The 12,331-nt window shown below is 48.1% G+C and carries 12 protein-coding genes; 7 read left to right on the forward strand and 5 right to left on the reverse strand.

What is annotated here, in order from left to right:
• Positions 1 to 107: 107 nt before the first annotated feature.
• The 4 genes from AC6CIF_RS20475 to AC6CIF_RS20490 form a co-directional block, all read right to left on the reverse strand.
• Entirely contained in the window at positions 108 to 2,183 is a 2,076-nt protein-coding gene (locus tag AC6CIF_RS20475; protein ID WP_498201345.1) for a methyl-accepting chemotaxis protein, read from the reverse strand.
• 232 nt (positions 2,184 to 2,415) lie between these two features.
• Positions 2,416 to 3,522 (reverse strand): Glu/Leu/Phe/Val family dehydrogenase, encoded by a 1,107-nt coding sequence (locus tag AC6CIF_RS20480; RefSeq protein ID WP_498201346.1) that lies wholly within the window; start codon positions 3,520 to 3,522, stop codon positions 2,416 to 2,418.
• A 287-nt stretch (positions 3,523 to 3,809) separates the two neighbouring features.
• Positions 3,810 to 4,439, reverse strand: a complete 630-nt coding sequence (gene cdaS, locus AC6CIF_RS20485; protein ID WP_498201347.1) for a sporulation-specific diadenylate cyclase CdaS — start codon at positions 4,437 to 4,439, stop codon at positions 3,810 to 3,812.
• Positions 4,440 to 4,654: 215 nt separating this feature from the next.
• Complete coding sequence (locus tag AC6CIF_RS20490) at positions 4,655 to 6,169, reverse strand: DUF6359 domain-containing protein (protein ID WP_498201380.1); 1,515 nt, start codon at positions 6,167 to 6,169, stop codon at positions 4,655 to 4,657.
• Positions 6,170 to 6,558: 389 nt separating this feature from the next.
• On the opposite strand from AC6CIF_RS20490, the gene AC6CIF_RS20495 reads away from it, so the two are divergent.
• Both AC6CIF_RS20495 and AC6CIF_RS20500 read left to right on the forward strand, forming a co-directional pair.
• Positions 6,559 to 6,714 (forward strand): hypothetical protein, encoded by a 156-nt coding sequence (locus AC6CIF_RS20495; protein ID WP_017691064.1) that lies wholly within the window; start codon positions 6,559 to 6,561, stop codon positions 6,712 to 6,714.
• 124 nt (positions 6,715 to 6,838) lie between these two features.
• Positions 6,839 to 7,396 (forward strand): GNAT family N-acetyltransferase, encoded by a 558-nt coding sequence (locus AC6CIF_RS20500; protein ID WP_498201381.1) that lies wholly within the window; start codon positions 6,839 to 6,841, stop codon positions 7,394 to 7,396.
• A gap of 117 nt (positions 7,397 to 7,513) precedes the next feature.
• Here the strand turns inward: AC6CIF_RS20500 and AC6CIF_RS20505 are convergent, their stop codons facing one another.
• On the reverse strand, positions 7,514 to 8,290 hold the full coding sequence (locus AC6CIF_RS20505; protein ID WP_339311836.1) for a Crp/Fnr family transcriptional regulator: 777 nt from the start codon (positions 8,288 to 8,290) through the stop codon (positions 7,514 to 7,516).
• Positions 8,291 to 8,666: 376 nt separating this feature from the next.
• On the opposite strand from AC6CIF_RS20505, the gene AC6CIF_RS20510 reads away from it, so the two are divergent.
• The 5 genes from AC6CIF_RS20510 to chrB all read left to right on the forward strand — a co-directional run bounded on the left by AC6CIF_RS20510 (position 8,667) and on the right by chrB (position 12,329).
• On the forward strand, positions 8,667 to 9,098 hold the full coding sequence (locus AC6CIF_RS20510; RefSeq protein WP_498201348.1) for a GAF domain-containing protein: 432 nt from the start codon (positions 8,667 to 8,669) through the stop codon (positions 9,096 to 9,098).
• A 107-nt stretch (positions 9,099 to 9,205) separates the two neighbouring features.
• Positions 9,206 to 9,856: a response regulator gene (locus AC6CIF_RS20515; protein WP_017691068.1), complete on the forward strand. Its 651-nt coding sequence runs from the start codon at positions 9,206 to 9,208 to the stop codon at positions 9,854 to 9,856.
• Positions 9,849 to 10,964: a PAS domain-containing sensor histidine kinase gene (locus AC6CIF_RS20520; RefSeq protein ID WP_498201349.1), complete on the forward strand. Its 1,116-nt coding sequence runs from the start codon at positions 9,849 to 9,851 to the stop codon at positions 10,962 to 10,964. Before AC6CIF_RS20515 ends, AC6CIF_RS20520 begins: the two co-directional genes overlap by 8 nt.
• A gap of 270 nt (positions 10,965 to 11,234) precedes the next feature.
• Positions 11,235 to 11,729, forward strand: a complete 495-nt coding sequence (gene chrS, locus AC6CIF_RS20525) for a chromate efflux transcriptional regulator ChrS (RefSeq protein WP_498201350.1) — start codon at positions 11,235 to 11,237, stop codon at positions 11,727 to 11,729.
• Between the two features lie 12 nt (positions 11,730 to 11,741).
• Complete coding sequence (gene chrB / locus AC6CIF_RS20530; RefSeq protein ID WP_076216557.1) at positions 11,742 to 12,329, forward strand: chromate efflux transporter ChrB; 588 nt, start codon at positions 11,742 to 11,744, stop codon at positions 12,327 to 12,329.
• The last annotated feature ends 2 nt before the right edge of the window (positions 12,330 to 12,331 follow it).

Here is a 12,331-nt window from a genome sequence, read left to right on the forward strand (position 1 = left end):
ACTAAATGGACTAGAGCACATTGATCGAGATCATAAAAAACAAAGCAAAAGGCACTCATACAGAGTGCCTTTTGCCTTCCTTCCCTCTATACCTATTCAACTAACGCTTACTCCACCTTGAATCGCGCAGCCGATTCGGCCAGTTTTTGCGTCAATTGATCAATCGTATCGACCATGTTCGCCAACTGCTGCACCGTTGAAGACTGCTCCATCATGGTTGCCGTTACCTCTTCAACCGAAGCAGATACCTGCTCCCCTGAAGCGGACAAACTGTGGGCTGACTCCAGTACGTCATCCTTGTTCTGCAACATCTCTTGCATCTGTCCTGCCATCGTGGCAATTTGTCGATTGATTACCGTTACTTTCTCCAGAATCATATCGAACGCCTGACGAGTCTGCAAGACAAGCTCATCCTGTCTGGAGGAGATGGTATGAATCTCTGCAACACTTTGGTTGTTCTCGGCTACATCGGCCAGATTCTGCTCAATGATGCTGGAGATTTCCTTGGACTGGCGCGAACTCTGCTCTGCCAGATTACGAATCTCTTCGGCTACAACTGCAAACCCTCTGCCATGTTCTCCTGCCCGTGATGCTTCAATGGAAGCATTCAATGCAAGCAGATTGGTCTGCTTCGCAATCTGGCTGATGGCTTCCGTGATCTGACTAATACTGCCCGAACTCGTTTGCAGTTTGACGGTAATCTCCGAGATTTTCTGCACTTCCCGTTCGTTCACCTCATTGATACGCGTCAGTTCATTGACGACTTCATTCCCGTTGTGGAATACCGTTTCGATCTCATCTGCTCTCGCCTTCACATCCTGGGCACTGCTGTTCATGGCAGCCACTTTATCGCCGAAGCTGTTGAATTTGCCTGCAATCTGCTCGGTATCTTCGGATTGGGCCTCCATCGCCTTCGCGATGCCCATGGACGTCGCCGACGTCTCATCAATGGATCTTGCCGTCTGTCTGGATGTCTCCTCCAATTCTTGAGTGCTAGCTTGAAGAACATGGATCGAACTATTCATATCGGTAATCAGGTTTCTGTTCTGCTCCACCATGCCATTGAAGCTCTCCGCCAGATCCTTGAATTCACTGTTATATCTACCATTGGCCTTGACGGTCAGATTCCCTTGAGCAAGCTGTTGGAACAGCCCGATCAGACGAACAATAGGTCTCGTAATACTACGAGAGATCAATAGTCCTACGCCAATAGCCAGAGCAATTCCGATCAATGTCACGATAACCATCTGGCGCTGCATATCCTCTAATGGACGTTTGATATCATCATAATCGTCAATAATGACCACGGAGAGATCTGCATCAGGAATCTGATTAACGCGATAATAGATGTTATCTCGATCCATCGAAGTAATTTTCACTTTGTCAGTGGCTCTGGCCTCGATGATTCCCATCGCTTCCTTGTCCGCTTCCAGCGTTTGTCCCACAATGGAAGGGTCCAATGAATCATACATGATGATGCCGCTCCGGCTCAGCACTTCAACTCTGCCTTGGGCATTGATTTTAATGTCTCCCAGTTGCCCCAGGAAAAAGCTGCTGTCTACCGACATGGCGAACACCCCCAGTATATTCCCCTGTTCATCGGTGATAGGCTCCGAGAATACAATAATGAGCTTCTTGCCAGTCTTAGAGACAACCGCGTCACTGATAAAGGATTTCCCCTGTATGGACTCCTTAAAATATTCCCGATCTCCCCGTGACTGCCCAATGACTTCTGGCATGGTCCCCGCCACCATGGTTCCTTCCTTGTCAAACACGAACAAGTCCGGCTTGGTGCCTACCGTGTCGGATATACTGTCGGTGAGAATCGTATTTGCTCTGTTGAAATATGGATTCTCATCCGTAAAAAAAGTTTCGTCTGTCATTTCGTTTGTATCACGCAACTGCAAGAGTTCCTTGAACGTGTTATGTACAGATATCGCATGACTCATCTGTTGCTGAAGCTGCATCGCTGTCCAAAGCCCTTCCCCAAGGCGGTCAGCCATCACATTCATTTCATCCTTGCTTTTCTTGACCACAACATCAGATGAAATCATATAACTTGTGGCCGTTGCACCGAGCAGAACCAAAACTACCAGTACACTGATCATGATTGGCAGCTTGATCTTAAGTGACATATTTTTGATCTTATACCCTATTCCTTGCTTTTCCCCCGTTTTTCCCATTCCGACTTCTCCCCGCTTCCCTGAACCATCTCCATCTAAACGATGTAAATACATTATCGGAAAAATCCATAGTGAAATTGATCGTTTAGGCAGATATTGCCACTGTTTTCTTTTTTTCGAAATTCCGATAGCAACATAAAAAAATGGCCTGTCAGATCGACTATCCATCTTGGGAATGAATGTTGCCGTTATCTAACAGACCGTTTTAAGTTTTTTTATGATTCTATTAAGTTTACTTGCGCAATCTCCGGGAACTCAATGCGTGATGACCATTCTGCAAGAATGTACTGCGCGTATTCTTCATCTGTTCAATCCGTCGCTCAGCCAGACGATCTGCGGCAACATAGGTAGCGATGCCCTCGGTACGTGAGCTTTCGAATATTTTCTCCAGAGTGGAATAGATCTCTCCGATCTTGCTCCACGCCCGATCCGCGTTGTAACCGTTCAACTCATCCGCAATGTTAATTACGCCACCTGCATTGATAACATAGTCAGGCGCATATACGATGCCCATATCATACAGCTGATCCCCATGACGGGTCTCCAGCAGTTGGTTGTTGGCACAGCCCGCTACAACCTTCGTCTTGAGTGTTTTGAGCGTATCGTCATTAATCGTGCCGCCCAGTGCACATGGTGCATAGATATCACACTCCACACCAGTGATGTCTGCGGGATCAACAGCTGTCGCGCCGAAGCGGTCCACAGCCTGTTTCACCGCGTCCTTATGGATATCCGTAACGATCAGATGTGCACCTTCCTCATACAGATATTTGCACAGATGCATCGCCACATTGCCGACACCTTGGACCGCTATCGTTTTACCCTCCAGCAGATCGGTACCAAATGCTTCTTTGGCTGCTGCCTTGATCCCACGATATACACCCCAAGCCGTTGCAGGTGATGGATTACCGGATGAACCATAACTCGCCGAGATGCCTGTCACATAATCGGTTTCTTGATAGATCAGGTTCATATCCTCTTCCGTTGTTCCCACATCTTCGGCCGTGATGTAACGTCCGTTTAAGCCTTGAATGTATCGGCCAAAAGCCCGAAACATCGCTTCGTTTTTGTCGCGCCGCGGATCTCCGATGATAACGGTTTTGCCACCGCCCAGATTGAGGCCGGATACCGCATTCTTATATGTCATACCACGGGCAAGGCGCAGGGCATCTTCAATGGCTGCTTCTTCTGAAGCGTAAGTCCACATCCGCGTGCCTCCCAGCGCAGGGCCGAGTGTTGTGTCGTGTATGGCGATAATTGCTTTTAACCCTGAATTTCGATCCTGGCACAGAACCAGTTCCTCATAATCGTGATGCTCCATTGCTTCAAACCAACTCATGTGCTAACCGTCTCCTCCAACCATTTTTGCGATCCAATCGCATTGTTCTCTATTCATTGACCATCCTCTATTGTACCCATGAATACCCAGTTTGTGCAAAATCACATCGCAATGTCAGAGAAGCATCGATCGATGTTTCTCATATGGCGGGAGCAAAGCTGTCGAATTTTAGATTATATTTTTATCGTCTATCAATAGAAAAACCTCTCTCCCTTACAGGAGAAAGGTACACTTCCCTCAACAGCCTCATCTTAATCGCCCCAAGTAGGCCACTTGATCGTTCACATTTAAGGGAGCGTTTCAACCACATTAATTGGATGCAAATCGCCATCCACAGCAAATGAAGCCTGTCCCGTCTCTTCGGAGACAACCAGTACAACGGCGTCCGTCAATTCACTGAGTCCCAGCGCAGCCCGATGACGGGTGCCTATTTTTCGTTCATGCACTTCCGCTTGCGACAACGGCAGCACATTACCAGCGGATACAATCTGATTGCCACGAATCAACACAGCCCCGTCATGAAGTGGCGCACCGGGAATAAACAGCGATTCCAACAACGCATGCGTCACTCTTGCATCCACAGTCACGCCTGAGTGAATGATCGACTCCAACGGTATCTCCCGTTCAATCACAATTAACGCCCCATATCTCCGGTCAGACAGATGCTGTACGCTCGATGTTAATTCAGCAAACTTCTCGGTAAAGGGTGACAGATAACAATCCAGATAAAACGAAGAGGCAAGCACCTCGATCTGCTTGATCTCCGCTCGAATCTCTGCAAATTGCCCCAGCAGACAGGCACTGTCATTTTCAAATCGGGATAACGTCAGATTCATACGTTCTGCTACACGATGGAGGTCTGCCTTAAGCTTCTGCCTCATCGAGGAACTGTCACAGTCTGCTTGCCGAGTCATCATTCGCCGCCTCCTCTGGTTGGGTTGGGCTTCACGCCGCATCATTAGTACCCATACCTTCCCCTCCGTAGCAGATATTTATGCAATGGCAGGGCTGTAGGAGCTAATCATGGGCTTCATTGTAACTGATATAACAAGCAAAAAAAGAGCCTGTCCGCAAAACTCCACGGTCAGACTCTATTCGCATAATGATTTGATGTCCTGTCTATTTTACTTACTTATTGAGCTTTGCCATATGAACCTGTCTTAAATGTAGTCGGGTCATACCATTTGTACCCTGCCGCAGGTGCAGCCCACGGCTCAAGTTGCGGCTCGGTTGATGCAGCCGGAGCTTCGATAGGAAGCAGGCTTGTGGCCGTATCCAATGTCAGTCCTGGCACTTGTGCCAGACTGGTGTAGCTCTCTTTGACCGCGAGCCATTTCACGGTATTCACAAGGAACGTTGCATCATCCACTTCTTTGAATCCATCATAGGTCTTCTTGGTAGCACCAGTCTCTTCACGCAAATATTTCGGAGTCGCATCTTCCACAGGTGAAGAGTCGCCGATAAATGCGGCTTTGCCTGCACCAACCTTTGCAATGGCAGCATAGGCTCCTTCAGCTCGTCCACCACCATTATATACGCCCTGATCCACGGCATTGCCCCACTTGGACACACCACTTGGTACATACACCAAACCTTTGGCCTTGTTCGGGTCTATAATCGCAACGGTCGATCCCGCATGCATGGCTACAGAATTAACACCAGCCGTAATGCCAAAGGATTGTGCAGGTGCAACGATATCCGATGCGTTCACATCGCCGAGTGCATTGTAGCGGAAACGAACACCAAAGTTCGTGGCGAGCCAATCTGAACTCGTCACACTCTGCATCGCTGGTGATTCGGCTTCAGCCGAAGACATGCCTTTGGCCGGATTCAGGAAGGCACCGCGGCGATAGCCGTTAAATACTTCGGAAGAATCCCAGCGGTTTTTGTTGCGGTCTGCATTATAGTGGTCGGAGATGAAGAAAATACTCCCTCCGTTCTGCACGTACTGCACCAGCGCAGCCTGTTCAGTCGCTTTGAACGGCACGTTGGCTTCGCCAATGACAAAGACGTGATAGTCTTTCAATTTATTATAGGTGATGGCTTGCTCACCAAATGTATAGGGGATGCTGCGTTCCAGCTGATCCACGGCAAAGCCTGCGTTTCGCAAACCATTGGCAAAATCCGAAAATGCCCCGTCAATAATCCAGTCGGCAGCACCTGCTGTCTGGGCGTGGGTATTATCGAACAATACTTTCTTGCCGGTACCATCCGGCAGTGTTGTGCCCGGGTTCGGTTCTGGATCAGGATTGGTTGTTCCGGAGGAAAGTGTGATGGACGTTGGGTTTTTGACTCCTGCATAGCTGTTGTAGGCACCTAAGGTTCCGGTTACGATGATCTTTTTGCCTACAAGACTGGGGTTGGACGCCAATCCATATTGCGAACGGAAAGATGAGGGAATCTGTACATCCAATAATCTGGCGTTGGTCCGCTCTGACGCTGAATCCGCAATCAGAACATTAAAATCATTGGCATACGGAGATGTAAACTTCGCGGTAAGCGACCCGGTAGCATGTCCAACAATGATTCCTTCAACCGTTGCTGTGCCTCCACCGCTCTGGGCAGCGATGGCCTGAGATACCGTAAGTGGTGCTGCAGCTTGTACCGGACTTTGCGAACCCGGCCCCAGCAGTGCGGTTGCCATCATGATAAAGACCAGGAATGCCCCGATCCAGTGCTGCCATAACGCCTTTTTCATATTCCCTTTCTCCTCCTCCAAATTACCTGATAATGGGTTATCCTCCTTTAATTTAATGGTTCATATGCTGAATTCCTCTTTCTTTTTGTAAAGTTTATGAAAAAGTTTAGAAGTTGAGTCTATTGGCCCATACTGATGATCATTAGAATTCCATTTTAATGAGCCTATTTTCAGAAAAAAGTTGAATTCGTTGCGGACTTGGGATTGCATTTTACCAACGTTCATTGCATAATGAATATATAAACGTGATAATGATTATCATTCTTGAACTTGTCTCTTTGTAACTTTCTACTGCATATGATTTTACGATTTTATAGATAAAGGGGAACGAACATCGAATGAATACAACTCTGCAAAAGGCTGATCTGCAGCTTGACGATTATTTGGATCTTCTGAACCTGGCAACCAACCTGGGTGATACGAGATGGCAAAAGGAAATTATCCGTAAGCTGGCGTATACTTATCCCGCAGTTCAATGTAAACAACCACAATAGCATTCCACATACATCATAGATCTACATTATGGCTCATAACCGATTCATTCGTTGAATCTGTTATGGGCTATTTTTGTTGTACAATGTACAGTAAAGTTACTCAAACGTGAAGGAGTGAACAATGATGCAACTGGAGACCGAACGACTCATCATCCGGGAGATTCGGGAGACCGATTGGGAGAGGATTCATGCCTATACTTCCGTGCCGGAAGTTACTCAGCATACAGCGTGGGGGCCGAATACCGAAGAAGATACACGAGCATACGTGCAGTTTGTGTTGGACATGCAGCAGACAAAACCACGAGAAGGCTATGAACTGGCGATATGTTTGAAAAGTGATGGAACTCTCCTTGGCGGAGTAGGTATTCACGTGATGGAGAAAACCAATGCAGAGATCGGTTACGTCCTTAATCCCGCCTATCAAGGAAAAGGTTATGCCGCCGAAGCAGCCAGTGCTCTACTAGGCTTTGGCTTCAACGAACTGGGCGTTCACCGGATTTACGCCAAATGCCGTCCGCACAACACAGCTTCGGAGAATGTCATGAAGAAGATCGGCATGCAGCGAGAAGGGCTATTACGGGAGCACTGGTTCTACAAAGGCTCCTTTCATGACTCTGTGATCTATTCGATTCTCGCCAGTGAATATGGCACGGCCAATGGAGACCCAATGCTACATATGTAATTTTCCGCATACATCAATCAAAAAAGCTGACACCGATTATACGGATGCCAGCTCTTTTTATTATTCTCCGTAACGACCCCAATCGCCAATGGAGGTGAAGCCTCTGAACAAACTAATTTACAGTCGGCACAGCTCTACCGGACAGCTCGGGAATGTAGGACATCCACACATACAACGCAAGGCTGCCAGATCCCGAATCATCAGTTTGCCGTCCATCATATCCAGCGTACCTTGTTCCTTCCATGCCCCCAGCATCCGCGTTACGCTCTCCCGGGTAGCTCCAATCATCTCGGCAAGATCGGTATGGTTCAGCTTCATGTCCAGCACAATACCATCCGGTGTAACCCTGCCATACGAATTGCTGGCACGGATCAGTGTCGAAGCGAGGGCACCCGCCTTGCCATAGAGCAGCAAATCACGGAATCTCGACTGGGTAATCCGCTGCGACAGTGCCATCCATTGCAAGAATTTCAAGGCAAGGTCGCCATGTTTGCTGAGTATACTTTCCAGATCGCTAAGCGAGATAATGGCCAGTTCCCCTTTTTCCGCCATCTCTGCACTGTAGCTATGATTCAATCCACCGATGCCACCGAATTCACCGATGAGATCGCCGCTTTGCTGAATGGATAAAATAATTTCCTTGCCATCCTCCGTCGACTTGGTCATTTTCACTCGTCCCGAACGAATGTAGTACAGATATCCGGCTTCATCGCCTTCGAGAAAGAGACTATATCCCGACTTCACCCGTTTGGGTTGCATTTTTGCTTCAATCAGGTCCCATTGCTCAGATGTAACGAACGAAAGGATTCCGCCTGTTTCCCGTGTCATTTTGCCCGCCTCCGTTTGTTTCTGCTCTGCTCTTTGGGTTGTTCTTTCTACAAATACTGTACCCATAACCTTCGTCCCCCTCGGTGATTCCTTATGTATCCATCATACCGCGAAAGTAGCGCGAGGGTTATCGGGGGATTACCTGATCCTTGACGAGAAACTCCCTGAATTTGCTGTGAGAAAAGTCACATTTCACCGATATGCCTCATCCTTCGCATTTCTTCAATCCCTTGGTGCACCTGATTCAGGAGTCCTTCACTGCCCAGGTTCAGTAGATTATGGAACGGAAATAGGGGTTTTCCCTGAATTACAATGTTCGTGAATGGGTCTACAATAGAACTAACATCGTAATACCCTTACTTTAAGATGATCCTGTTCAAAGGTTAATGATAATAATTACAGGTTACGTACGTTATAATTTCGAAAAAGGAAGTGTCCTCTCATGCATGATGAACTGCCATCTGGCATTCAGGAGATGATCGACGGCCTGCGCCTGAACACATCCAGCGACTTCTGTGGACTTGCCTGTCTGAACGGGACGATGCTACGCTGGAAGTATACCTCCGGGGCTAGTAATGAACGGGTGAAACGCATGGAAATGCGCCCCGGACAAGATCTGGTAGGCACAGCCCTTCGGACTGGGCGCACAGCTCGATCTGATGCACAATCCACCGGGGAGCATACACCCGGTCATTGCCCGTTAATGCTTGCTGAGCGGCTGGTAAGTGCCATAGCGGTACCTGTGTTCCAGGAAGGAAGCGTGCCTGGTGCCGTTCTGCTTGTTGGCAGCAGACTGCCTTGCACCTTCTCACCGGACATAATACGCCAGACGGAGCAAATCGCTCTACATCTTCAGCCGAAGGTGTTTGGATAAAAGTTTGAACTAGAGAGAAAGAAGCTATTCGGAGATTAAAGCTCTGAATGGCTTCTTTTTTTGTTATGATATAGATAGAACTAAGGAAGCGGACAGGGGGAAATCATGTGATTCAACTATTAGTTGTAGACGACCATGTTGTCGTACGTTCCGGGCTGATCGCCTTACTTGAAGGAAAGAATGATATACATATCGTTGGAGATGCCGCAGATGGCGATGAAGCCATTGCCAAGGCTCAAGAGTTGAAGCCAGATGTGGTCTTGATGGATTTCAGCATGCCACCAGGCAAAGACGGTCTGACCGCTACCGCTGAATTGAAGAAATTGATGCCAGATGTCTCCATCTTGATACTAACCATGCATGACGATGAAGAATATCTGTTCCGCGCCATCCACGCCGGAGCATCTGGATATATACTCAAAAGTGCGCCGCATGAAGAATTGCTTGCTGCGATTCGTTCCGTAGCAGAGGGTAGCGCTTATCTGTACCCCAGTGCAACCAAGCGGCTGATGAGTGAATACTTGGACAAAGCCAAACAGGAAAACGCCGGACCGTATGACACGTTATCCGAGCGGGAGAAAGAGATTTTGTCCTGGATTGCCAAAGGCTACGCCAACAAGGAAATCGCCGAACATCTGATCATCAGTGTCAAAACGGTCGAATCCCACAAAAGCAATCTGATGGAGAAACTTGGCCTGCGTACACGCCCGGAACTGGTGAAGTTCGCCATGAAAAAGGGGTTGCTGAACTTTGAGTAGTGCACGCAAGAACAGACTAAGTGGACTCGCAGACCAGCCCGTACGCCTCCTGCTGAACGAAATTGATAATCATATTACGGATGATGAATTTCGCAGCAGGTTGAAAGGTTCCCTGCATCAACTGAGCGATCTGAAATTTGCCTTGGATGAATCCTCCATTGTAGCCCTGACAGACCGTAAGGGTAAAATCCAGTATGTGAATGATAAATTCTGTGAAATCTCGCAGTATGAGCGCGAGGAACTGATCGGTAAGGATCATCGAATCATTAATTCCGGATACCATGGCAAAGGCTTTATGAAAAACCTGTGGGACACGATATCCTCAGGTAAGGTATGGAACGGGGAAATTCTCAATCGTGCCAGAGATGGCAGTCATTATTGGGTCAACACCACCATCGTGCCTTTCCTTGATAACGACGGGGAGCCATATCAATACCTGGCTGTACGCAGCGAGGTCACCAAGCTGAAATCCGTCGAAGCCGAATTGCAAAAGATGATGTCCCAAGTGATGAACATTCAGGAAGAGGAACGACGCCGGATCTCGCGTGAACTGCATGACGGGATTGGACAGAGTCTCTTCTCTCTGGTGATTCAGATGGACCGACTGCTGGCAGACCAGCCTCAACCCGGGGTTGAAGCACTTCGTAAGCAGGTCACGGGTATCATGGAAGATGTACGCGGTATGGCATGGGAGCTGAGACCATCCGTTCTGGATGACCTGGGTGTTGTTCCGGCGATTCGTACGTATATCGAGAATTACACCCGTCACTACGGGATCGAAGTTGATCTGGAATGTAATTTGCGCAAACGATTGGAAATGAACCGGGAGATAGCCATCTACCGAATTATTCAGGAAGCCTTAACCAATGTCGCAAAGTATGCCGATGTTGCCGAGGCACGTGTTACTATAGAAGACGCTGAGAACATGACGATGGTTATTATTGAAGACCAAGGTGCTGGATTCAGCGAAGCAACCGCAGGCAATGGCGTTGGATTGTTCAGTATGGAAGAGCGTGCCCGTGGTGCAGGAGGAACGTTGAGAGTTTCTTCCGAGCCTGGCGAAGGGACCACCGTTACCCTTTTACTGCCCAAGACAGCACAGGGATAACCGGACATGCTTCGTATCACACTTTGCGCTTTACTCCAGCTTATCTATTATTTAACGGCTGCTCGCTATTGGACTGTGCGAGTGGTCTTTTTATTTCCAATTGGTCAAAATGACAAAATGAAGGCTCAAAATCGGTTAAATTCAATAATCATGATAAATAGATTGACTCCAGTTACGATTCGTCATTAAACTATGAATGCCACATACACATTGTATGATTAGTAAAATTTCATTGTTCATTTCATATAGCGAAGGAAAAGGATGATCAACATGTCAGAGAAACGCTCCTCCAAAGGAGGAGAAATTCCACAAATGTACAATCTGGACGAGATGGATCGCAAAATCATCGCCGCGCTTCACCACAACAGCCGGATATCCTATACGGATCTGGGGACACAGATCGGGTTGTCACGTGTGGCTGTTCAGGCACGCATTAATGCGTTATCCGAAAAAGGAATCATCGAACGCTTCACCGTTGTAATCAACCCTGGCAAAGTTGGGCTTCAGGTCTCGGCTTTTTTCAATGTCGATGTTGAACCGCTCTTCCTGGATGAAGTCGCTGAGAAACTGGATGAAGAGCCAGCCGTCACCAGCCTTTATCATATGACAGGCCCAAGTACCCTGCACATGCACGGTATTTTTGCGGATATGGAAGAGATGGAGCAGTTCTTGCTGGAGAAGCTCTATAAGATGCCGGGTATCGTCAAAGTCGAATCACAGCTGTTGTTGAAACGCTATAAAAGCCGGATGGGCATGAGACTCTAGGAGGAAATCAGCATGGGTTGGAAAGATTACAAGGGTCTCGTCATCGGAATGGTACGAACCGGAATTCTCGGATACGGCGGTGGTCCTTCGGTTATCCCGTTGATCCGTTACGAAGCCGTTACACGTTACAAGTGGGTGAGTGATGAGGAGTTCGGCGAGATTTTGGCTATCGCCAATGCCCTGCCGGGTCCCATCGCGACCAAGATGGCTGCATATCTCGGTTATAAAACGAAAGGTGTGCTGGGCGCGATTGTGTCCGTACTCGCTCATATTTTGCCGACAAGTATTGCCATTATTGCTCTGCTCGGTTCCATGTATGCGCTACGCGAGTCGAAAGTGGTAGCAGGCATGGTAGCCGCCGTGCGGCCGGTCATTTTTGTCATGCTGGGCATGATGGCTTATGAATTTGCCATGAAAGCCTGGAAGGGACTCGGTAAAGTTTTTGCCGCCCTATTCGGCGTAATTGCCTTTGTACTATTGCAGCTGCTGGATATCCATCCAGGGATTGTGATCGCGGTTTTCCTTGGATATGGTGTCTTCCATCTGGATCTGGTTCAGCGCTTCAAGTCCAAAGGCGAGTCCGATAAGGGGGTGTCCTAAGG

The sequence above is a fragment of the Paenibacillus sp. GQ49 genome (assembly GCF_059759055.1).